The following is a 24,191-nucleotide window of genomic DNA, read 5'->3' on the forward strand; positions in this document are numbered from 1 at the left end:
TAATTTTACACTTTATACATCAATCACACATGAGCGAGAAAAAGCAAGAATTACAGGTTGCCGCATTAGAAAACGGCACTGTTATCGACCATATACCTTCCGAAAAGCTGTTTACAGTGGTGTCGCTTCTCGGACTGGAACAGATGAGCAACAACATCACAATCGGCTTCAACCTCAAGAGCAAGAAGCTGGGAACAAAGGGTATCATCAAAATAGCGGACAAGTTCTTCTGTGACGAGGAAATCAACCGCATCGCCGTAGTTGCCCCCAACGTCAAACTGAATATTATCCGCGACTACGAAGTGGTGGAAAAACGCGAAGTGAACCTGCCCGACGAATTATGCGGCATCGTGAAGTGCGCCAATCCCAAGTGCATCACCAACAACGAGCCGATGCCCACCCTGTTTCATGTGGTAGACAAGGATAATTGCGTCATCAAATGCCACTATTGCGAGAAAGAACAGAAAAGAGAAGAAATAGAGATAATTTGAGCGATTTCATGAAAGAAGACTGGAAACCGGGAACCATGATTTATCCGCTCCCCGCCGTGCTGGTGAGCTGCGGGAGCACACCGGAAGAATACAACATACTGACTGTCGCATGGACGGGAACGCTTTGCACGAACCCGCCTATGTGCTATATCTCCGTACGTCCGGAACGCCACTCCTACGACATCATCAAGCGCAACATGGAGTTTGTCATCAACCTGACAACCAAAGACATGGCACGTGCCACCGACTGGTGCGGCGTACGTTCGGGCAAGAATTACAATAAATTCGAGGAGATGAAGCTGACGCCCGGCAAGAGTACCGTTGTCAGCGCTCCGCTCATAGAGGAGTCTCCCTTGTGCATTGAGTGCCGGGTGAAGGAAATCGTAGCCTTGGGCTCGCACGATATGTTCATAGCCGACGTGGTGAATGTGCGTGCCGACACCTCCCACCTGAACACGGAAACCGGAAAACTGGAACTGGCAGAGTCCAACCTGTTGGTCTATGTGCATGGAGGCTATTATGAATTGGGAGAGAAAATCGGAAAATTCGGCTGGTCGGTAGAGAAGAAAAAATGATAAGATACACCCAAGCGTATCATTACATTAATTATTCAAAAACAAATATGGGAAAAAGAGGATTGCTTTTCGGGTTTTGCCTACTGGCTTTCTCCACAGCCATGTGGGGGCAACTCCCCTTTGTGCCCGGAACGGAAGAACCGGAACAGCCCCAACACACCCACCGCCATGACCGACGGGTGAACTTCGGTGTCAAAGGCGGCTTCACCTCCTCGCTTTTCCTCGTGTCGGACTTAGTGCTTAACGGCACTGTCATCAACGAAGTGCAGAACAACTACAAGATAGGCTTTTTCGGCTCGTTCTTTATGCGGATAAACTTCAAACGCCATTTCCTGCAACCGGAACTGTCTTATACAATCAACCGCTGCAACATCACCTTTGAAAAGCCGCTGCCGGAGGACGCACCCGAAAACAGCGTGCCCGAAATGGCATCCATCACCTCCTCTATCCACAGTTTCGAGATTCCCGTAATCTACGGCTACAACATCATCAAAGAAGGGCCTTACAGCCTTGCCGTATTCGGCGGCCCGAAAATACGCTACATATGGGACAAGCAAAGCAAGGTTACTTTTGATAATTTCGACCAACGGGATATTGAAGAAGAACTCTACCCGCTGAACGTCAGCTTCACCGCCGGCGTTGCCGTAACCATTTCCCGCGTTTTCTTCGATTTCCGGTACGACATCGGACTGCACAACATCTCCAAACGCATCAGCTACAAGCCCATCTACGACGAGAGTGCCGGCGAAGAAGCCCCCCTTGCCAACCAAATACGATTCCACAGGCGGGATAATGTGCTCAGCTTTTCGCTGGGAGTGTTCTTTTGATAGGAAATTTCTCACTTTTCTTACAGTTTATTCATTTATTTCCTTTAAATTTGTGCGCTTAATAAGAGAACACAGAATTATCAAACTTATCTAATAAGCAAGAATGAAAAGAGACGATTTAATTTTCGACATCATCGAAAAAGAACATCAACGTCAGCTCAAAGGCATTGAACTGATTGCATCAGAGAACTTCGTAAGTGACCAAGTTATGCAGGCAATGGGCTCCTGCCTCACCAACAAGTATGCAGAAGGCTATCCCGGCAAACGCTACTACGGCGGTTGCGAAGTTGTAGACCAAAGCGAACAGATTGCCATTGACCGCCTGAAAGAAATTTTCGGCGCAGAATGGGCTAACGTACAGCCGCACTCGGGTGCACAGGCCAATGCAGCCGTATTCCTCGCAGTGCTGAATCCGGGTGACAAATTCATGGGCTTGAACCTTGCGCATGGCGGCCACCTCTCTCACGGCTCATTGGTTAATACTTCCGGTATTATCTACACCCCCTGCGAATACAACCTTAATAAAGAAACCGGACGCGTGGACTACGACCAAATGGAAGAAGTGGCACTGCGCGAAAAACCGAAAATGATTATCGGCGGCGGTTCTGCCTATTCACGCGAATGGGACTACAAACGTATGCGCGAAATTGCCGACAAGATAGGCGCTATCCTGATGATTGACATGGCACACCCTGCCGGGCTGATTGCCGCCGGCGAACTGGATAACCCTGTGAAATATGCCCATATCGTAACTTCTACCACCCACAAAACCCTGCGCGGCCCTCGCGGCGGTGTTATCATGATGGGTAAGGACTTCCCCAACCCATGGGGCAAGAAAACTCCGAAAGGCGAAATCAAGATGATGTCTCAATTGCTCGACTCTGCCGTATTCCCCGGTATTCAAGGCGGTCCGCTGGAACATGTCATCGCAGCAAAAGCCGTTGCCTTCGGTGAAATTCTGCAACCGGAATGGAAAGAATACGCCAAGCAAGTGAAGAAGAATGCCGCTACATTGGCACAAGCCTTGATGGACCGCGGCTTTACAATCGTTTCCGGCGGTACGGACAACCACTCCATGCTGGTAGACCTCCGCAGCAAATATCCTGACTTGACAGGTAAAGTAGCCGAAAAAGCATTGGTGTCCGCAGACATCACTGTCAACAAGAATATGGTTCCGTTCGACAGCCGCTCTGCATTCCAGACTTCCGGTATCCGTCTGGGTACTCCCGCCATCACAACCCGCGGCGCAAAAGAAGATTTAATGCTGGAAATCGCTGAAATGATTGAAACCGTTCTCTCCAATGTAGAAAACGAACAGGTCATCGCAGACGTTCGCGCACGCGTGAATGCCAAGATGAAGGAATACCCGCTGTTCGCCTACTAAAACAAAGGAAGGGCTAAATGAATGAAGAACCGCTGAAATGAAGAATTAAGAATGAAGAATGAAGAATTGAGGAATATATAAGTTTCTACAATTAAGAATAAAAAGGAGATAGGCTGCGTAGTTCAAAACGAACATTACGCAGCCTATCTCCTTTTATTCTTAATCCTTTACTCTTAATTCATCACTCCCAATTCTTCATTCTTCATTCTTAATTCTTCATTTCAGTGGTTCTTCATTTCAGTGGTTCTTCATTCAATTTCAAGAAAGTCCCTCTATGTTGCCGTCCACTATGTCGATATGCTCTGCCTGCGGAACTTTGGGCAAGCCCGGCATCCGGAGTATCTCACCGGCAATGGCTACAAGCATTTCCGCACCGTTGTTGATAACGATGTCTTTGATGTGGAACTCGAAATTATTGACCGCTCCGTATATCTTAGGGTCGGCAGAGAAAGAATATTGCGTCTTGGCTATGCAGATGGGGTAATGTGCAATGCCCATTTCTTCGATGAGCTTCATCATCTTGCGCGAAGCGCTGCTGTAAGTCACCACACTTGCTCCATAAAGGTTGCAAGCCACCTTCTCTATCTTCTGCTGCACGCTATCGTTTTCTTCGTAGGTGTATTGCAGCGGAGCGGAAGGTTTCTTTTCAATCGTGTCTACTACAAGGTTAGCCAAATCGATAGCGCCTTCCCCACCCTCGGCAAAAGCATTGTTGATGGCAAAGCCCACTTTCAAATCTTCTTCGCAATGACGGCGGATGGCTTCCACTTCTTCATCCGTATCGCTGGCAAAACGGTTGAAAGCAACAACAACGGTCTGCCCGAAATAGCGCAGGTTACGAATATGTTTGTCAAGATTACCAAAACCCTCTTTCAGACCTTCCATATTCGGTTCCTTGATGCGGTCGAGACTGACGCCACCGTGCATTTTCAATCCTTGTGCAGTGGCAACGATGACAGTCAGCTTGGGTTGCAAACCGCTCTTGCGGCATTTGATGTTATAGAACTTCTCCGCTCCCAAGTCTGCACCGAAGCCGGCTTCCGTCACTACATAGTCGCCAAATGTCATTGCCATTTTGGTGGCGAGAATGGAGTTGCAGCCATGTGCAATATTGGCGAACGGACCGCCATGAACAAAAGCGGCTGTCCCTTCGGTAGTTTGTACCAAGTTGGGATGAATAGCGTCCTTCAGTAATACGGTGATGGCACCGGCAACTCCTAAGTCTTTTACTGTGAATGGTTTGCCGTCAAAATCAAAGCCCAGTATAATGTTTTCAATACGCCTGCGAAGGTCTTCCGTATCTTTTGCGAGGCAAAGGATTGCCATAATCTCCGATGCGGGCGTAATATCGAAGCCGGACTCCATAGTGACCCCGTTAGTGCGCGGTCCGAGGCCGGTAACAATGCTGCGCAAAGAACGGTCGTTTACATCGAGCACACGCCGCCAGATAATTTCTTTCAGACCGAAGCCATCTGCCTGATGCTGGTAAATATAATTGTCCAGCAAAGCTGAAATCATGTTGTGAGCGGAAGTGATAGCATGGAAATCTCCTGTGAAATGTAAATTTATTTTCTCCATTGGAAGCACCTGTGCATAGCCGCCTCCCGCCGCTCCTCCCTTCATACCGAAGCACGGACCGAGCGAGGGTTCACGCAAAGCTACAATCGCCTTCTTTCCAATCTTATTGAGCCCCAATGCCAGACCGATAGAAACGGTGGTCTTACCAATGCCTGCCTTCGTAGCCGTGATAGCGGTTACAAGAATCAGGTTACTTTGTTTTACTTTCTCTTCGTCAATCAGCTGTTCGGGAATCTTAGCGATGTAACGGCCGTAGTTTTCTACTTCTTCACGAGGAATACCCACACTTTCAGCAACCTGCTTTATCTTTTTCAGTTCTATGCTGCGCGCTATTTCAATGTCTGATTTCATATAGGGCTTTTCTTTAAATAACAACTTTGATTTTTGAAAGTTGCAAAAGTACAAAAAAGAAGGGAAAATACAGGTATATACAAAGAATTTAGTAAAACAGTAGTTTATTAAGTTATCAGGTTAGATTAGGTTATTGGATGAGATTATTAGATTGGATAAAATTATTAGGGATTAATGGGATAACCTAAGGCTGAAAGCCTTTTATCATATAGCCCGGGGTAACACCCCGGGGACATTTTGTCCCCAAATATTTTGTGCCCTGTAAGGGCAAAACATCAATATTCACAGATTTTGCCCTTACAGGGCGCAATGTTAATCATATGCATACCCCCGGGGTGTTACCCCGGGCTATATGATAAAAGGCTTTCAGCCTTAGGTCTTTTTCAAATCATAAACTAATTATCATGTCATAAATTGATCACTATGTTATGAATTGATTACTATGTTATAAATTGATTGGCATAAAAAAACAGGTATAATCAACTTGTACTATCTGTCATTCAGAGCGGAGCGAAGAACCTCTTCTCTCAAATATAGGGAGAGGAGATTCTTCGCTCCGCTCTGAATGACAGATACCCTTGATATAAACTAATTACCAACTAATACTTATCATTAATTAATTAATTAATCATTAATTGACTGGCACATCATTATTTAAACCGCGACGTATCCACCCCTTCCCTTTGTTTTTCTTTATAACCGCCAAACTTATATGTGAACGACACGCCCAATTCACGGAAGCAAGAATAATGATTGGTTACGTTCTGTGTCAGGAAGCGGATACGTGGAGAGATTTGTCCGGTTTCAAATATATCGTTGCAATACAAGTTCAGTATCGCTTTTCCATTAGCAAAGCCATAACGCAAGGCGGCATTCACATTGCCGGAAGTAGGCAGGTCGTAAATTCCCTGAATGGCCTTGCTATGTACAAATCCGGTAACGGTCAGCTTCAAATCGGGCCGGGTGGAAAGGGTGAAAGTATTATTCATTTGCGCTATGCCGTAACATTGCTTGCGATTGAAAGGAATATCCCAAAAATCATTGTCTTTCTCGTGATGCCATATCCCGATGAGCGTCAGACGAGAGTTCAACCAATTCTTTATCTTAAATGGTACGGATGCCTGTATACCAGCTTGTTGTTGATAGTCAAAATTCATATATTTATAAATCTCAACCAACCGTTGCGAGGATTGGTAAAGCGTCTGCGTCGAGTAGTCTTTAGTGTGGTTGAGCCAAGCGCTGAAGATATATTTTCCTTTCAAAACGTAGTTCATTTTAAACTCGTAACTTTGCGCAGGCTTCAACAGAGGATTACCGTGAATCTCGGAATATCCGCCGCCAAGATAAGAAATGGCATCCTGCACAGCCCAATAGTCAGGATAGTCCTTATCGCTGCTTAGAGCAAGTTGCAGGATATGTCCGGGGGCAGGCATATAATTGAGGTTGATGGTAGGATACCAATCCCACTGATTCCAAACAGGTGACTTATAGCGTTCTATGGCCAAGGAAGCATCCAGTGAGAGCTTGTCGCCGAAACTCTTACTGAAACTGGTATAGATGTTCAGCGTCTCTTCCCGCTTGCGGGACTTCATGCCGCTAAGATTGGCGCCGGTATTTTCATCCGTTGCCGATGACGTTGCATCTGTATTGCCAAACTGTTCTCCTGTCTCCGGATTATAATAATATTGGTAACTGTTGTCTGTGCTGGTGGTATAGACCACTCCATAGTTCAGTGCCCAGCCCTTACCCAAGTTGTGCTCCTGTGCCAAAAACATCTTCCAACGATTGATGCGCTGACAGTCTTGTGTAAAGAAATCAAGTTCATCACTATCCAACAAACGGCTGTGCAGCAACTGGTCGGACGGAGAACGGTAATAAGTAAGCTCAACACCCGCCTTCAGACCGAAAGGAGTGCGATAGTCCAAGCGTCCGTTGTGAAGCCAGTCGGTGCTGTTGCTAAAGGTAGTGGACTGCTGCGAACCGAAGATGTTCATCCGGTTGTGAAACGTTGTATAGTTTCCGTTATAGACAAAACTCAACTGATGCTCCTTAGCGATATTGTAATCGGCTCCCACCCGGAAACTATGCGTATGCGAGCGGCCGCGGCGCACCTCATCGGTTGTCATTGGATGCACCGAGCCATCCGCTAAAGTGTGCACAGCATCTTTGTCCGTCGTATTGTAAGTACGGCCGTGTTTGTGCGAGTAAAGAAAATCTGCCGAGAATTTATTTCCGTTATATAAAAGGCTGGCGCGTTCTTCAAAGTTTTCGTAATACTTCTGATGGTATTTGGCATAGAGTTCGCCTTGCCAAGAAGAAGGACCGTCCGAAGTTTGCTTCAAATGTACATTGATAAGGGCGCCACGCACTTGGTAGCGGGCAGGTGCGTTATACATAACTTCGGCTTTTTCTATCCGGCTTGCGGGGATACTCCGCAGTAATGAATAAAGCTGTTCGATGCTGAGAGTTGTAACTTTTCCATTCAGAATGACGGTGACGCCCTGCCCTGCCAGTTGTAAAGCGCCGTTCATCTCGGTTACACCGGGAAGCTCCTTTACGGCATCATAGGCGTTGTCCACAGGCAGGTCGCGGATAAGGCGAGGCAAATCGTAAACCAGTTTGCCCTGCGATGCTTTCACAACGGGACGTTCGCCGGTAATCATTACTTCGGGAAGGCTCTGGTAAATGCTGTCCAAACGTGCATCCGAGGTTATAATACTGTCTGCACTGAGAGTACGTTCTGCGCCGGTGTTTTCTTGGGCGAAAAGACTGATGCCTGTCAGGCAGATTACTGATAATAAATAGAACCGTTTCATATGTTTCATATTATATTTTGTATTGACCTCTGCAAAGTACGGCATTAGCTGCGTAACCCTGTGTTATCATCGGCTTACCAAGTGTTATCTACTGTTATCGGAAGTGTTATTTAGTCTTACCACATGATACAGCACACGATATAACTCCTTATATTTGCCTGCATAAGCATAAAGGAATCATTATGAAACTGCCTCTGAAATATATTGCCGTACTCGTTATCCTGTCTTTGGCGGGTATCTTCTCCTATCAGGCCTATTGGCTCGGCGGATTGTACCGTACCATGCGCGATGATTTGGAACGTAATGTTATAGAAGCCATGCGCATGAGTGACTACAACGAGATGATGCTGCGCGTGGAAAGGATGCGTAAGGACAATACAGACCATGGAGAAGTGAGCGTATCCGCCGGATTCGAGAAAGACGGAACGCAAAACAAAACCTATGTACGCAGTAGCACCAGTATAGACCGCAACGGCCGGAAAGAAGAAACCACCACCCAACAGGTCATTCATCAAAAGAGTGATACCATTTCGATGAATATCTCGGACAATTCTTCTGTACAAGCTATTATCACCCGCGATGACACTGCAGCCTCGGACTCCGACAACTCACCCCGGGCTGCCTTGATAGCCAAAGACGGACTGGATGTAATTCTACGTGACCAAAACAGCATGCTGGAACTCGCCATATACTTCCAACGAGGTCTGCATTCCGGTCTGGACATTATTTCCGATCCCGATGTCCTTGTATATGACAGCCTGCTGACCCTGCAACTGAAAGAGCGAGGTATCACACTTCCCCACCGCTTGGAGCACATTTACACGAGCGACCGGGAATCGTCTTACGCATTCGTGGACACACTTGCCGTTGCCGGTACCGCCGGATACATTCCCAGCTCCGAAGCCAAACAATACAACTATGCTTTCGACCTCAATACCCACCAAAGTTACCGCCTTTGGATAGAACCCGTCACACAGTTGGTATTGAAACAAATGTCGGGAATTCTCGCTACCTCATTCGTAATCCTTATTATTCTTGTTTTTGCATTTTGGGTACTCATCCGAACTATCTTGCGGCAAAAGACACTCGAGGAAATGAAAAGCGACTTCACCAACAACATCACCCATGAACTGAAAACCCCTATCGCCGTTGCCTATGCAGCCAACGATGCTTTGCTGAACTTTAACCAAGCGGAAGAAAAGATACAACGCGACAAATATCTGCGTATCTGTCAGGAACAGCTGCAACGACTCAGCGGACTGGTAGAACAGATTCTTTCCATGAGTATGGAACGCCGCAAGACGTTCCGCTTGCATCCGGAGGTACTGTCCATAGAAGGCATTCTCGAACCGCTCATCGAACAGCATAAACTGAAGTCGGAAAAGCCCGTACATATATCGATGGATATCGAACCCTCAGGACTTACCCTCACCGCAGACCGTACCCATTTCAGCAATATCATCAGCAACCTGATTGACAATGCCATAAAATACTCCCCCGAAGAAGCGGAAGTGAACATCCGCTGTCGCCAAACCTGTTCTGCGGAACAAGGAGAACTCGTTGAAATCGCTATCAGCGACCGTGGAATCGGCATTGACTCCGAGAAACAGAAACATATATTCGATAAGTTCTACCGCGTCCCCACCGGCAATCTGCACAATGTGAAAGGTTACGGGCTCGGTCTGTTCTATGTCAAGACCATGACCGAAAAACATGGAGGAAGCGTTTCCGTGAAGAGCGAACCGGGCAAAGGAAGCACTTTTATTGTAAAATTAAACAAATAAACGATGGATAAAATAAAAGTTCTATTAGTTGAGGATGAAGAAACCCTCGCCATGATTATTAAAGATACACTGGAAGGACAAGACTTCATTATATACACCGCTGCCGATGGCGAAGAGGGATTGCGCCAATTCTTCGACCTGCGTCCCGATGTACTTGTGGCAGACGTCATGATGCCTCGCATGGACGGCTTTGAAATGGTACGCCACATCCGTCAGACGGACAAGCATACACCGGTACTTTTTCTTACTGCCCGTTCTGCCATCAATGATGTCGTAGAGGGCTTTGAACTCGGCGCAAACGATTATCTGAAAAAACCTTTCGGTATGCAGGAACTGATTATACGCATCAAAGCACTGGCTGGCAGGGCTTTCAGCTTCACAGAAGCGGCACCCAAAGAAGTCACCGACTTTGAGATAGGAGATTACCGTTTTAACTCTGTCACACAACGGTTGTCGTATGTAGGAACCGCCGTATCTCCGCAAGCTGCTACGGAAGTGGAGCTCTCCCACCGGGAATCGGAAATACTGAAACGCCTTTGCGAAAACCGTAACCAAGTGGTCAACACTCAGAATGTTTTACTGGACCTTTGGGGAGACGACAGCTTTTTCAATTCCCGCAGCTTGCACGTATTCATCACCAAATTACGCCACAAACTTGCGCTGGACGACCGAATCCGCATTGTAAATGTACGGGGAATAGGATATAAACTGATTTTTTAATATTTACTTAAAGAAAATTCGGAGAATGGCTGGAAAGATTTATCTTTGTAGTTAAGAGATGAGGAGTTAAAGGATTAAAGAGTCAAGCCAATTAATTGGAGAAGGCTCCATTAAGAATAGTTGAATGGAACAATGAAACGAATTTGTTTTTTTATCATCACATTACTTGTAAGCGCTGCCCCACTGTATGCCCAAAGCGAAGTGAAAGGTGACAGCATACACTCCAATGCCTTGCCCGACGGCACTCCGCCTGAAGGGATGCTTATGCCTGAAGTGAAGAATTATGACGGCTTTCTCTTAGATATGAGTTTAATGAAAATGGAAGCGCCCCGCCTGCCTAAGTTTACGCTGGAAATACCGGATGCAAGCAAAGACTACGGTAGACTATTCCGTCTTAATCCGAACGCTATCTACTCACAAGGGCTTTCAAATGTATTTTCACTTACCAATTCCACCGTTTACAGTATGAACCCGTTCGGACTGACCGGATTCTGGTCGTCACCGGAGAATCTGCAAATGGGCAGCTTCAAACTGAAAAACGGTATGCGCATCAATACTTATGGCGAGTACGACAAAGACGGTTGGAAAGTGCCCAACCGTTCGGCACTGCCTTGGGAAAGGAATAACTTCAAGGGAGCATTCGAGATGAAATCTTCCAACGGCGCTTTCGGCATACGCATCGAAGTGCAGCAAGGAAACAGGACACCGTTTTAAAACATAAGTTCCGGTTCTGCCAATCCCTTTTCGTTACGGTACACACGCACCATTTCCAGAATTATATCTCCGTATTTCTCTACTCCTTTCTTTCCGAAATAAGGAATGCGGACAAGCATGGCTTTATCTGCCGGCAGCAAATTGCTTATACCTAAAATTGCTTTTTGCTGAATAACCGTATAAACGGGCAGCCCCAATCGGGATGCTTCCGAGTTTCTCCACGCTACCAACCGGTCGTATAGTTCGGGATGCAGCACGTCTGACGGAACTTGAATGGCAGTTGCAGTTGATTCTTTCTTCTTCCGCTCCTGTATATGCTTCTCTACCGCCTCCGACATACCTCTCCGTTTCAAATCTTCTTTTCCGGAGATAGCACGGTCGCCGATAGAGAGTACCGCTTTCTGCCTTAAATAGTCGGCTGTGTGGAATCCGTTTTCCATAACGTAAGCCAGAAGGTCGTCTTTCAGTAGGAAAAGAGTATTCAGTTCTTCTTTCGCTGCATTCAGCTGTTTCTTCAATTCTTTATTGTCAGTGGCAAGAATCTGTTCTCTTATCAATACAAGGTATTGGGGTTCCATTTCTTTTCTGAAGTAATTGGCTCCTGCGACAATTCGCTCCTGCAATGTCTTGTCCGTAGCATAGTTCTGTGCAGCGTCAATCAGACGGTTGTATTGCATACCGAACTTCTGCGCTACTTCCACCACCTTTTTGTGAAAACGTTCCGCTTCTTCTTTGTATGCACCCAACTGTTTGGGATAGAGCTTATAAAGATGCTCGTCAATCAGGCGTATATAGTGTTGCAACGCCTGCTCTAACGGTTGGAAATCGAATAGTCCGGACAACAGTTCGTGGAAATAGGTTCGTTGCAATGAATGGAAACGATTCTCATCCGGTTCGTTTCTGCGGGCTTCTTCCGTAAAGCGGTCTACCGCTTGGTCACTGATAACGGCCTTTGCAGAAAGAGGGGCGCTGAGCACCAAACCGTCCAACGTCTTGCAACGACTCAAAGCCACATACGTCTGCCCATGTGCAAAAGATGAACTGGCATCGATTATGGCACGCTCAAACGTAAGCCCCTGACTTTTATGGATGGTAATGGCCCATGCCAGTTTTAAAGGAAATTGACGGAAAGTCCCTTCAATATCTTCCACAATCTCCTTGCTTTCTTCGTCCAATACGTATTTTGCATTTGTCCACTCCTCTTCTTGCAGTAAGAAAGATTCGCCGCTGTCCTTGGCACACACTTCAATACTGTTGGCGGAAACATCAGAAACTTCACCAATCATGCCGTTGTAGTAACGGTGTTCGCCGGACGAATCATTCTTTACAAACATTACTTGGGCGCCTTTTTTCAGTTCAAGGACTTCGTCCGTGGGGTATGAATATTCGGGAAACTTCCCCTCAATCGTGGCACGAAAAGCATAGGAACGGCCCGAAAGCTGTTCTAACTCATAATCGTTGATACGCTGCGCCTGATAGTTATGGGTAACCAAACGAATATAGCCTTCCTCTTTTCGGGGCTGGAAACCGGGAAGATAACGACGGTTCAACGCTTCCAATACTTGAGGGTCGCAATGATTTTCGCGAATGCGGTTCAATAAGTTCAAGAAAGTTCCGTCACTCTGCCGATATACGGTGTTGAGTTCGATAGTGCAATATTCCGTCTGTTTCAATGCCCGGCTGGAGAAAAAATAGGGAGTGTCGTAATACTTCTTCAGCATCTGCCATTCCTCATCCTTCACCACGGGTGCCAGTTGTTGTAAATCGCCAATCATCAATAGTTGCACACCGCCAAACGGCTTGTGGCGGTCACGGTAACGGCGAAGCATTTCATCTACCGCATCCAACAGGTCGGCACGCACCATACTGATTTCATCAATCACCAGTAAGTCCATGCTACGTATGATATTGATTTTCTCTTTACCGAAACGGAAACGGTAGGTGGCCTTTCCATTCGTACTGAACGAGCTTTCGGGTACATAAGGTGCGAAGGGAAGCTGAAAGAAAGAATGGATTGTGACACCGCCTGCATTGATAGCCGCGATGCCCGTAGGCGCAATAACGACCATGCGTTTAGGACTCTCCTGCTTGAGTTTACGTAAGAAAGTTGTTTTACCTGTTCCTGCTTTACCTGTCAAAAAAAGATGAGTGCCTGTGTTTTCAATGAACTGCCATGCAAGCGCTAACTCAGAGTTCTGCTCCATTATTCTTTTCAGTTTGTTTTTACGAGTGGTAAAGGTAGTACAAATATAAGAAGAAAGAGGGAATTGCCCGGATGTTTTTTGCGGGACAAACGGCAGACATAAATATAAGAGGTTATATCCTTTTGGAACATAACCTCTTATATTTTTCTCTTCGCTGAGAAAATTATTTCAGACTACCGCCGATAATATCCAGCAATTCATTCGTAATCGCTTGCTGACGACTCTTGTTATATTGCTTTGTCAAGTCCTGAATCAGTTCATTGGCGTTGTCCGTAGCCGCTTGCATAGCAAGCATACGGGCTGCATGCTCGGAAGTGTTCGAATCCAACAAAACCGTGTAAATCTTCTGGCTCAGAACTTTAGGAAGAAGTTCAGCTATCAACCGTGCTGCAGAGGGTTCTACAATATAATCATTATTGAAACGGCTCTTCTCCACGGTGGCTTCGGTTGCTTCTTCCGCTACCTTTTCCAAGTTGATAGGCAAATACTTATCTCTTGTCAGAACTTGTGACCCGGTAGATTTAAAATGATGATAAATCAACTCCACCTTGTCGATGCGTTCCTCCAAAAATTCTTTCATCAAGAGTCCCGCAAGTTCATAAGCCTGCACATACGAAGGCTTGTCAGCCATTTCCTGATAACTGCCTTGCGGTTCATAACCCAATTTCCTTACGGCTTCTTCCACCTTCTTACCTACGGGATATATCAAGATATTCTCCCTACCCAATGATTTATAGTCTTCCAATGTACGTTCCAACATCTTCGCCACATTAGAGTTGAAAGCACCACATAAGGACGAGTTGGACGAGAATGCCACAATCGCTATCCTCTCTACCGGACGTTCGTTGGTATAGGGCGACTCTACCGTAACATCTGTACTCAAGAAGTTTGTCAGAATCTCGTTCAGCTTCCGTTGATAAGGCAGCATATTCTCAATCCGCCCTTGCGCCTTGTGCAGTTTGGCAGATGCTACCATCTTCATCGCCGAAGTTATCTGACGCGTACTCTTGACGGAGCTTATTCTATTTTTTACCTCTTTCAGTGAAGCCATTTTATATAGTGATTAGGTGTTAGTGATTAGCGGTTGGATATCTAACCGCCATCTACATAAATTGCTTGGCTGCCTTTGCCGCTGTCTCTTCTATCTTCTTGCAGACCTTATCATCAATGACGCCCGTCTTCAGTACGTCGAGCACTTCCAGTTGATAATCTCTTTCAAGGAATTCGAGGAAACTGCGTTCAAACTCGCTCACTTTATCCAAAGGTACATCTTTCAGCAAACCGTGGGTACCGCAATAAAGAATAGCAATCTGCTTCTCTACGGGCATCGGGCTATACTGAGGCTGCACCAACAAACGGGTATTCTTTTGTCCCTTATCAATAGTCAATGCTGTTACAGGGTCCATATCACCACTGAATTTGGTAAATGCTTCCAATTCGCGATACTGAGCCTGGTCTATCTTCAATGTACCCGCCACTTTCTTCATCGCCTTAATCTGGGCATTACCACCTACACGACTCACAGAAATACCCACATCAATAGCCGGACGGTTGCCCTGATTGAATAGGTTTGTGTCGAGGAATATCTGTCCGTCCGTAATGGAAATTACGTTTGTCGGGATATAAGCTGACACGTCACCCGCTTGCGTTTCAATAATAGGAAGCGCTGTCAATGAACCGCCTCCCTTTACTTTGCCTTTCAGACTTTCGGGCAGGTCGTTCATCTCACGCGCCACTTCTTCCTGACTGATAATTTTTGCCGCACGCTCCAACAAACGGGAGTGCAGATAGAAAATATCACCCGGATACGCCTCACGCCCTGAGGGACGGCGCAAAATCAGAGACACCTCGCGATATGCCACTGCCTGCTTGGACAAGTCATCATAAACAACCAGTGCATGACGACCGGTGTCACGGAAATACTCGCCAATTGCAGCACCTGCAAACGGAGCATAGTACTGCAATGCAGCCGGATCGCCCGCTGTAGCTGCCACAACGATAGTATAATCCATTGCACCGTATTCACGCAGTGTATTTACGATAGATGCCACCGTAGAGCCTTTCTGACCGATGGCTACATAGATACAATATACCGGATCACCGGCTTCATAATTGGCACGCTGATTAATGATGGTATCAATAGCAATGGCAGTTTTACCCGTCTGGCGGTCACCGATAATCAGCTCACGCTGTCCGCGACCGATGGGAATCATAGCATCAACGGCTTTCAAACCGGTCTGTAACGGCTGGTTTACCGGCTGACGGAAAATAACCCCCGGTGCTTTACGTTCCAGCGGCATCTCACAGAGTTCACCGCCTATCAGTCCTTTGCCATCCAACGGTGCGCCCAACGGATCGATAACACGCCCCAACATACTTTCTCCTACCATAATGGAGGCAATACGTTTGGTACGTTTCACCACGAACCCTTCCTTGATTTTGTCCGTAGGTCCCAACAATACAGCACCTACATTGTCTTCCTCAAGGTTCATCACGATAGCTTTGATACCGTTGTCAAATTCCAGCAACTCGTTTGCTTCGGCATTGCGCAATCCGTAGATACGTGCAACACCATCGCTGACTTGCAGTACCGTACCGATTTCATCCAGTTGCACACGGGTATCAATACCTTCCAACTGTTTGCGCAAAATATCGGAGACTTCGCTTACTTTTATATTTTCAGACAACATTTTATTTAGTGATTAATTAGATTAGTGTTATACAATTCTCCTGTTCTTATCAATGAACTGTTGTTTCACTCTCTTCAACTGAGTAGCAATACTCGCATCCAAACGGAAATCGTTGATGTCGAAAACGAAGCCGCCTTCAATAGATGGATCAACATCTGTCTGCAACTCCATTTTGGCATGTAACAAATGGGAAGCACTATTTCGAATACGTTCCTCTATTTCACGGCTTACAGGCACGGCAGTCGTCAGTTTCGCAACACCGATATGCCTGCTCTTTCTGTATAAATCCAGAAAACTCAAACATATATATTGTAAAAATGACTCACGCCTGTTTCTTAATACCAGTGTAATGAAACGGGTTAACTCTCGTTCGGCGGGAGCATTTCCCACAGCTGCAGTACAGATAAGCGAAAATTTCTCCTGCATCGGCAAAACCGGATTCTCCAATGCAGTACGCAAATCGGGGTGCTTCTCAAAACTTCGGCTCAACATACGTATCTCTGCATACAGCCTGTCTTCCGTACCCGTACTTTTAGCATACTCCATAAGAGCCTTTGCATATCGCATCGAAACAATTCCTATATCCATTTTTTCTAAAGGTTACTGATTAGTGATTAGCCGTCAGCATTTCATCCAGCATACGGTCAATCATTTCCATTTGTTCATGCTTTTCGTCCAAGTTACGACGGATAATTTTTTCTGCTATATCTACCGATAGTACAGCAACTTGACGACGAATATCACGAATAGCCTCTTCCTTTTCTTGCTGAATCTGCAGTTTCACATCATCCAGTTCTTTCTGCGCAACGGCTTCCGCATGTTTACGTGCTTCGATAATAATCTTGTCACGCTCGTGCATTGCTTCCCGCATGATGCGTCCCTGCTCCTTGTTCGCAGCAGCAATCAGCGCTTCACTCTCCTCTTTCAATTTGGCGAGTTGGGCGTTAGCCTGGCGTGCCACTTCCAGAGATTGGTCTATGTAGGTTCTACGACCTTCCACCATTTTTGTAATGACAGGAAAACCATATTTAGCCAATACCACAAAAACCACGCCGAATGAAAGGAGCATCCAGAACAGCAGACCACTATCAGGTAATAACAATGACATAATTTTATTTTTTTATAAGAAGAATACCAACAGACACACAACAACTGCCAACAAAGCAACACCTTCAATCAAGGCAGCGGCAATAATCATGTTCATACGAATATCTCCCGATGCTTCCGGCTGGCGTGCTATGGCTTCCATGGCAGAACTACCAATCTTACCAATACCCATACCGGCACCGATAACAGCTAAACCAGCGCCGAGCGCTGCACCTAATTTACTAACTCCAACCCCTGCCGCAGCAGCTTGTAATAATACAGATAGTAACATAACTTTCAGTTTTTAAATGATTATTTTATTAATGTTTTATATTCTCAATTTTATCACTTTATCACCTTCTCGCCCGCCTTTTCTTTGTGTTCCTCCTGAGCCAAACCGATAAACACAGCGGACAGCATAGTGAACACATATGCTTGGATAAAGGCAACCAATAACTCCAATCCGTTCATAAAGATATTGAACAATACCGAAGCTACCGTCAGCGACCCGTTCAAAACAGGTCCCATACTTGCCGATATGAATATCAAACAAGTAAGCACCAACATAGCCATGTGTCCTGCCAGCATATTGGCAAAAAGACGAATCATCAGTGCAAATGGTTTTGTAAAAATACCAAAGAGCTCAATAAACGGCATCATAGGTACAGGTACTTTCAACCACCAAGGCACATCCGGCCAAAAAATTTCTTTCCAATATGTCTTGGTTCCAAAAATATTAACGGCAAGGAATGTACAAATAGCCAATACCATTGTAATAGCAATATTTCCGGTGACATTGGCCCCTCCGGGAAATATAGGAATCAATCCCATGATATTATTTATGAAAATAAAGAAAAATGCAGTTAGCAAGTATGGTGCAAACTTGCGATACTTTGGTCCTACACAACTTTTTATAATATCATCATTCACCATCATAATAAACATTTCCATAAATCCGATGAAGCCACCCGGAGCTGCACTGCCTTGCGGATGCTTACGATACCATTGGGCTACACCCAGAATAATAACGAGCAATAACACACTATTGATAAGCAATGCTAACGCAACTTTCGTAATGGACAAATCCCAAGGACGCACCTCATTACCCGCAGCATCATATTCTATCAATTTTCCTTCGTACCTACTGCCTTCCGGAGCAATGGAGAAGCCCTCATAACATCCACCATTCTCTTCCAAACGGGAAGACAGGAACATATGCCATCCCGTTGTATTGCTATATAGAATGACAGGCAAAGGAACAATAACTTGCGTTTTTCCAAAAGCAGTAATGTGCCATTCGTACGAATCGCCAATATGACCGAATACGATTTCCTTTACGTTCACCGTAGCCTTCTCTTGTTCTGCAGGAATACTATCAGCCTGCACAGCAGCTGGTAGTAACAGTCCTATCACCAATAATACTCCGGTTAGTATGTTACGCAATTGTTTCATTTTCTTTTCTCATTTTCTTTTTCAACTTTCGGTTAGCTTCAAAAGTGAAGAAAAACCAAGAGTCATAAATCAAATATATCAGATAGTTTGCGATAAACGTCAGCAAAAAGCCTTTGGCTTCCTCACGTACCGCAACACAATACACCAACATCACAATAATAGAGGCAAGCATCCTCATAACACGCATCAGCAAGTATATCTGCAACATACGTCCCGGCATCCGATAGCGGCAACTTTCGACCATGTTTATCATAAATACGCCAAAGACCAAGAAGAAGATCGGTATCAGCGGATAACCACCAAAATAATGATGCGGAAATACTGAATAGTAAACCCAGCCACCTATACCACCTACCAACACGGTCAAGAGCGCTACCTGCCACAAATAGTTTCGTTTTGTAATACTCACGTCAAATCATTTTAAGGTTAGAAATCAAAAGGGTCAGTCTACACAAACCGAAACTTTATTGCCGTTCATCTCCACAAAACCGCCATGGATATCCTGCACATGTTCTTCTCCATCCGTTGTAACATAAGCCAATGCACCGGTTGCCAGCGATGACACAATAGGCGCATGGTTCGATAATATAGTAAACGAACCAAGCGTACCCGGCAAAGTAACACTGTTGACCTCACCACTGAATATTTCCTTATCCGGTGACACAATATCCAAATGCAGTCCCTTCATCTCTTTAGTCTATTGAAAATTAAATACTCCGATTACTTTTTTGCTTGCTCCAACAACTTCTTGCCTTTCTCTATCGCTTCCTCAATAGTTCCTACATTCAAAAAAGCCGGTTCTGGCAGATAATCCACTTCACCATCCAAAATCATTTTAAAGCCTCTGATAGTATCTTCTATGGAAACCATTGTACCGGGAACTCCAGTAAACTGTTCGGCAACAGCAAACGGTTGGGACAAGAAACGCTGTACACGACGTGCCCGGTTCACCAACGTACGGTCAGCATCGGATAATTCTTCCATACCCAAGATTGAAATAATATCCTGCAATTCTTTGTTACGTTGCAGAATCTGTTTTACACGTTGGGCCACTTCATAATGTTCCTGCCCTACAATGTGCGGATCAAGAATACGCGAGGTCGACTCCAATGGATCAACAGCCGGATAAATACCCAGTTCGGTAATCTTACGACTCAATACGGTTGTTGCGTCCAAGTGTGTAAAAGTTGTGGCAGGTGCAGGGTCGGTCAAGTCATCAGCCGGTACATAAACAGCTTGCACAGAAGTAATAGACCCATTACGTGTAGAAGTAATACGTTCTTGCATAGCACCCATTTCCGTTGCCAGTGTCGGCTGGTAGCCTACAGCAGAAGGCATACGTCCCAACAATGCAGATACTTCAGAACCGGCTTGGGTAAAACGGAAAATATTATCAATAAAGAACAATATATCACGCGGACCGTTCGATTCGGAGCCCATATCCCGAAAAGACTCCGCCACTGTTAAACCTGACAATGCAACGGATTGACGTGCACCCGGCGGTTCATTCATCTGACCGAATATCAAAGATACCTGCGATTTGGCCACTTCATTATAGTCTACTTTAGAAAGGTCCCAATGCCCCTCTTCCATTCCTTTTTTAAATTCTTCACCATAACGGATAACACCGGACTCAATCATTTCTCTTAACAAGTCGTTACCCTCACGGGTACGCTCTCCTACTCCGGCAAATACGGAAAAACCATTTTGCTTCTTGGCAATATTATTAATCAATTCCTGAATAAGTACAGTCTTACCCACACCGGCACCACCGAACAGACCAATCTTACCACCCTTACTATAGGGTTCTAACAAGTCAATAACTTTGATACCTGTATAAAGGACTTCTTGTACAGTAGTCAAATCCTCAAATTTTGGGGGTTCGCGATGAATGGGATATGCACCGGCACGATCCAACTCTTTCATTCCGTCGATAGAGTCGCCTACTACATTCATCAAGCGGCCTTTAATTTGCTCTCCTATCGGCATAGTGATTGGTCCGCCCAACGGGTAAACTTTCATACCTCTTTGCAAGCCGTCCGTACTATCCATAGCTACGGTTCTTACGGTGTTTTCACCAATATGCTGTTGTACTTCTACAATCAGCCTCTTACCGTGATTCTTTTTTATTTCCAGTGCGTCGTGAATGCTTGGCAGCATCAGTTCTGCCTCCGTACCTTCAAAATAGACGTCTACAACAGGTCCGATAACCTGAGAGATATGTCCAATAATCTGTGACATAAGCAATCTTTTTATATTCTATTTTCTTAATTATTATCTAGTAAAGTTGTAAGTCGTCGCGTGTAATCTTCTACCAGCCAAGTCGCGTCCTTCATCACTCAATTTCACTTTGCCCTATTAACATTTGCACCAGGCTGTTTGTTCATTCAAAATAGTTACATAAGCAACCTCACAAATGTATAAACAAATCACGTCTAATTGTTCTCCTTAGAAGCTTTTTTTCTATAAATTATACGATTTTGAACGTTTTATACTACAATAGGAACAATTTATTCCATATATAATAACGTTGATTAACAATTAGTAATGCACCTAATATCACAGACTACACATCTCGGTAATTCCAATGACGCATCTCAGCTTCCCAAACCTCACACCTCAGCTCCTCAAATGCCTGTGGTTTGCAGGACAAATGCCCGTGGTTAAGGGAGCTGAGGTGTGAGGTTTGGGAAGCTAAGATGCGTCATTGGGGAAGCAAAAAGCGCGTTCCACCCGCTACCCCGTATAAACAGGAGGTTTCGGAAGGGTGGAAGGGATATAACAGGTCTTTGTTGGCTGAATAATCTCTACTGAACCATGAAATGCTGCCAACCCCAATACACAAAAAATAAGCCCTGTCTCTCGACAAGGCTTATTCACAACACAAACACAAAATAAAACACGACAAAACTACTATGCAATCTTACCTGTCTATGCCGGGGAGGCATATGTACCGGTTATGGATATTCACATACACATAAGCAGCTTCAGGCTGATTTGCATGTAATAAACAAATGCGGGGAGGCATTTGTTTATTTTCTATTTGTTAATAAAAACAAATCCGTTTATTCTTATTGAATACCTCTTTCACGAAGTTTCAATTGCCAATTCCATGCAGAACGTAAAGTATCTTCAATACCCACTTCTGCTTTCCAGCCTAATTCATTGTTAGCCAATTCCGGATTAGCCCACACCTTTTCAATATCTCCGGCACGACGACCCACTATCTGATAGTTCAACTTCACACCGGTCGCTTTTTCAAATGCATTAATCAACTCTAAAACAGAAAGCCCCCGTCCCGTACCAATATTGAATACTTCCACTTTTTCTTTTTGTTTCTTCTCCAATATACGTTGAATGGCTACAACATGAGCCTTTGCTAAATCTACCACATTGATGAAATCGCGAATACAAGAACCGTCAGGAGTATCATAGTCATCACCGAACACACTCAGTTTCTCACGGATACCGATAGCAGTCTGAGTAAGATATGGTATCAGGTTCTGCGGCACGCCGTTGGGCAGTTCCCCAAGCAAGGCTGTAGGATGAGCGCCAATCGGATTAAAGTAGCGCAACAAAATAGCATTAATAGGTGCACCGGAAGCAACTGTATCACGAACAATCTCTTCGTTTATCTGCTTGGTATTCCCATAAGGCGACTCCGCTTTTTTGATAGGCGCCTCTTCTGTTACGGGAAGTTGATCCGGCTGACCATATACTGTACAAGAAGAAGAAAATACAATACCTTCCACTCCATGTTTCGGCATCAGTTCCAGTAAGTTTATCAAAGAAACCAGATTATTACGATAATAAAGCAACGGTTTCTCTACGGACTCTCCCACAGCTTTACTTGCTGCAAAATGGATAATTGCTTTAATACCTTTATATTTGGTAAATATAGCATCAAGACCTGCATAATCCAAGCAATCCAACTTTTCAAATACAGGACGAATACCCGATACCTTTTCAATGTTATTTACGACATCTGCACTGGAGTTTGACAGATTATCGATAATAATAACTTCATAACCTGCGTTCTGAAGTTCTACAACAGTATGAGAACCAATATAACCTGTTCCACCTGTAACCAAAATTTTTTCTTTCATATTAAAATAGATAATTTAGCTTTTAGGTTATCATTAGGCTACAAATGTAAGGAAATAAATTCAGAATACATATATACATGAAGGAGAAAATTAACTAAAGATTATCTTACCCCTACCGTGTACGATAACTCCCCATAAAACAAAATAAAGCGAAGAACCTACCCTCTGCTTTTATGGAGAGAGTAGTTTCCTCGCTTTATACTAATTCCCGGATATATCTTAGATTTTAACTACACCGGAGAAGCCCATAAATGCCATCGCCAACAAACCGGCTGTAATCAAAGCTATCGGAGTTCCCTGCATACCTTTCGGCACGTTTACCAGACTCATCTGTTCACGCAAACCTGCAAAAAGTGTCAATGCCAAGCCAAAACCAAGAGCAGTGGAGAATGCATAAACCACACCGGTCAATAAATCATAGTCTTTCTGAATAACAAGGATAGCCACACCAAGGATACAGCAGTTCGTTGTAATCAGAGGCAAGAATACACCTAAAGCCTGATATAGAGAAGGAGACACTTTTTTCAGGATAATCTCTACCATCTGCACCAATGCGGCAATCACAAGGATGAAGGTGATAGTTTGCAAATATCCTAAATCGAAAGCATCAAGCACATACTTCTGAATGAGGAACGTTACGATTGTTGCAATAGTAAGCACAAATGCTACTGCCGCTGACATTCCTAACGCTGTCTCTACTTTCTTGGATACACCCAAAAACGGACAAATACCCAAGAATTGCGACAACACGATGTTATTGACAAAGATTGCCGAGATAAATATCAATATATATTCCATAATATCAATTACTAATTATGAATTACAAATTATGCTTTCTTAAAGCTGTTAACCAATGCGATGAGATATCCCAAAGCAATGAACGCACCCGGAGCAAGGACAAATACCAACATTCCGTATTCTTCGGGAAGAATCGTAAGGTTGAAAATCTTGCCTGTACCCAAGAATTCGCGAACAGCACCGAGCAAAGTCAATGCAATAGTAAAGCCTAACCCCATACCCAGACCGTCAAAAAGCGATGCCACCGGATTATTCTTGGCAGCAAAAGCTTCGGCACGTCCTAATACAATACAGTTTACCACAATCAACGGGATAAACAAGCCTAATGTTGCATAAAGCGCAGGAACATAAGCTTGCATCACCATTTGCAGCAGAGTTACGAATGATGCAATTACAACAATAAAGGAAGGAATGCGCACCATGTCCGGAATTAAGTTCTTAATAGCCGAAATTACCACATTAGAACAGATGAGCACAAACATTGTAGCCAATCCCATGCCCATACCGTTGATAGCGGACGAAGTAGTACCCAAGGTAGGACACATACCAAGCAGGAGCACAAACGTAGGATTCTCTTTAATAATCCCGTTCATCAATACTTTAAAATTATTCATA

Annotated in this window: 22 protein-coding genes; 7 read left to right on the forward strand and 15 right to left on the reverse strand. The window is 44.8% G+C overall.

The window, feature by feature from the left end; translation table 11 throughout:
• The first annotated feature begins 29 nt into the window (after positions 1-29).
• From pyrI to glyA, 4 genes are all read left to right on the forward strand, one after another.
• Complete coding sequence (gene pyrI, locus KG118_RS06975) at positions 30-491, forward strand: aspartate carbamoyltransferase regulatory subunit (RefSeq protein WP_117711737.1); 462 nt, start codon at positions 30-32, stop codon at positions 489-491.
• Between the two features lie 8 nt (positions 492-499).
• Positions 500-1,066 carry a flavin reductase family protein gene (locus KG118_RS06980; protein WP_117711738.1) on the forward strand — a complete coding sequence of 189 codons (567 nt, stop codon included), beginning with the start codon at positions 500-502 and terminating at the stop codon, positions 1,064-1,066.
• Positions 1,067-1,113: 47 nt separating this feature from the next.
• A complete protein-coding gene (locus KG118_RS06985) occupies positions 1,114-1,893 on the forward strand; it encodes a porin family protein (RefSeq protein WP_117711739.1) in 780 nt (259 codons plus the stop codon).
• Positions 1,894-1,996: 103 nt separating this feature from the next.
• Positions 1,997-3,277, forward strand: a complete 1,281-nt coding sequence (gene glyA, locus KG118_RS06990; RefSeq protein ID WP_117711740.1) for a serine hydroxymethyltransferase — start codon at positions 1,997-1,999, stop codon at positions 3,275-3,277.
• Positions 3,278-3,535: 258 nt separating this feature from the next.
• Here the strand turns inward: glyA and KG118_RS06995 are convergent, their stop codons facing one another.
• Both KG118_RS06995 and KG118_RS07000 read right to left on the reverse strand, forming a co-directional pair.
• Positions 3,536-5,206 (reverse strand): formate--tetrahydrofolate ligase, encoded by a 1,671-nt coding sequence (locus tag KG118_RS06995; RefSeq protein ID WP_117712003.1) that lies wholly within the window; start codon positions 5,204-5,206, stop codon positions 3,536-3,538.
• A 650-nt stretch (positions 5,207-5,856) separates the two neighbouring features.
• Positions 5,857-8,022 (reverse strand): outer membrane beta-barrel family protein, encoded by a 2,166-nt coding sequence (locus tag KG118_RS07000; protein ID WP_117712004.1) that lies wholly within the window; start codon positions 8,020-8,022, stop codon positions 5,857-5,859.
• A gap of 182 nt (positions 8,023-8,204) precedes the next feature.
• Between KG118_RS07000 and KG118_RS07005 the strand changes: the two genes are divergently transcribed.
• From KG118_RS07005 to KG118_RS07015, 3 genes are all read left to right on the forward strand, one after another.
• On the forward strand, positions 8,205-9,806 hold the full coding sequence (locus tag KG118_RS07005) for a sensor histidine kinase (RefSeq protein ID WP_117711741.1): 1,602 nt from the start codon (positions 8,205-8,207) through the stop codon (positions 9,804-9,806).
• A 3-nt stretch (positions 9,807-9,809) separates the two neighbouring features.
• Positions 9,810-10,526, forward strand: a complete 717-nt coding sequence (locus KG118_RS07010) for a response regulator transcription factor (RefSeq protein ID WP_117711742.1) — start codon at positions 9,810-9,812, stop codon at positions 10,524-10,526.
• Positions 10,527-10,658: 132 nt separating this feature from the next.
• A complete protein-coding gene (locus tag KG118_RS07015) occupies positions 10,659-11,240 on the forward strand; it encodes an occludin (RefSeq protein ID WP_117711743.1) in 582 nt (193 codons plus the stop codon).
• On the opposite strand, the gene KG118_RS07020 is transcribed toward KG118_RS07015, so the two are convergent.
• The 13 genes from KG118_RS07020 to rsxE form a co-directional block, all read right to left on the reverse strand.
• A complete protein-coding gene (locus KG118_RS07020) occupies positions 11,237-13,444 on the reverse strand; it encodes an AAA family ATPase (protein WP_117711744.1) in 2,208 nt (735 codons plus the stop codon). The two genes, KG118_RS07015 and KG118_RS07020, sit on opposite strands and share 4 nt — an antisense overlap.
• Before the next feature lie 163 nt (positions 13,445-13,607).
• Entirely contained in the window at positions 13,608-14,495 is an 888-nt protein-coding gene (locus tag KG118_RS07025; RefSeq protein ID WP_117711745.1) for a F0F1 ATP synthase subunit gamma, read from the reverse strand.
• 52 nt (positions 14,496-14,547) lie between these two features.
• On the reverse strand, positions 14,548-16,131 hold the full coding sequence (gene atpA, locus KG118_RS07030; protein WP_118324191.1) for a F0F1 ATP synthase subunit alpha: 1,584 nt from the start codon (positions 16,129-16,131) through the stop codon (positions 14,548-14,550).
• 30 nt (positions 16,132-16,161) lie between these two features.
• Complete coding sequence (locus tag KG118_RS07035) at positions 16,162-16,722, reverse strand: F0F1 ATP synthase subunit delta (protein ID WP_117711746.1); 561 nt, start codon at positions 16,720-16,722, stop codon at positions 16,162-16,164.
• A 19-nt stretch (positions 16,723-16,741) separates the two neighbouring features.
• Positions 16,742-17,242 (reverse strand): F0F1 ATP synthase subunit B, encoded by a 501-nt coding sequence (atpF, locus tag KG118_RS07040; protein WP_117711747.1) that lies wholly within the window; start codon positions 17,240-17,242, stop codon positions 16,742-16,744.
• A 12-nt stretch (positions 17,243-17,254) separates the two neighbouring features.
• Positions 17,255-17,512, reverse strand: a complete 258-nt coding sequence (atpE, locus tag KG118_RS07045; protein ID WP_005653914.1) for an ATP synthase F0 subunit C — start codon at positions 17,510-17,512, stop codon at positions 17,255-17,257.
• 53 nt (positions 17,513-17,565) lie between these two features.
• Positions 17,566-18,672 carry a F0F1 ATP synthase subunit A gene (atpB, locus tag KG118_RS07050; RefSeq protein WP_117711748.1) on the reverse strand — a complete coding sequence of 369 codons (1,107 nt, stop codon included), beginning with the start codon at positions 18,670-18,672 and terminating at the stop codon, positions 17,566-17,568.
• Positions 18,656-19,081: a hypothetical protein gene (locus KG118_RS07055; protein ID WP_117711749.1), complete on the reverse strand. Its 426-nt coding sequence runs from the start codon at positions 19,079-19,081 to the stop codon at positions 18,656-18,658. The genes atpB and KG118_RS07055 overlap by 17 nt, the downstream gene beginning before the upstream one ends.
• 33 nt (positions 19,082-19,114) lie before the next feature.
• Entirely contained in the window at positions 19,115-19,360 is a 246-nt protein-coding gene (atpC, locus tag KG118_RS07060) for an ATP synthase F1 subunit epsilon (protein ID WP_117711750.1), read from the reverse strand.
• Positions 19,361-19,392: 32 nt separating this feature from the next.
• Positions 19,393-20,913 carry a F0F1 ATP synthase subunit beta gene (gene atpD / locus KG118_RS07065; RefSeq protein WP_117711751.1) on the reverse strand — a complete coding sequence of 507 codons (1,521 nt, stop codon included), beginning with the start codon at positions 20,911-20,913 and terminating at the stop codon, positions 19,393-19,395.
• An 830-nt stretch (positions 20,914-21,743) separates the two neighbouring features.
• Positions 21,744-22,778: a UDP-glucose 4-epimerase GalE gene (gene galE / locus KG118_RS07070; RefSeq protein ID WP_117711752.1), complete on the reverse strand. Its 1,035-nt coding sequence runs from the start codon at positions 22,776-22,778 to the stop codon at positions 21,744-21,746.
• 219 nt (positions 22,779-22,997) lie between these two features.
• Positions 22,998-23,576 (reverse strand): electron transport complex subunit RsxA, encoded by a 579-nt coding sequence (gene rsxA, locus KG118_RS07075; protein WP_117711753.1) that lies wholly within the window; start codon positions 23,574-23,576, stop codon positions 22,998-23,000.
• 29 nt (positions 23,577-23,605) lie between these two features.
• The gene (rsxE, locus tag KG118_RS07080) at positions 23,606-24,190 is read right to left on the reverse strand and encodes an electron transport complex subunit RsxE (RefSeq protein WP_117711754.1); all 585 of its coding nucleotides are present in this window, start codon (positions 24,188-24,190) and stop codon (positions 23,606-23,608) included.
• Position 24,191: the final 1 nt, after the last annotated feature.

Origin of the sequence: Bacteroides propionicigenes (genome assembly GCF_018390535.1) — a bacterium.
Taxonomy (GTDB): domain Bacteria; phylum Bacteroidota; class Bacteroidia; order Bacteroidales; family Bacteroidaceae; genus Bacteroides; species Bacteroides propionicigenes.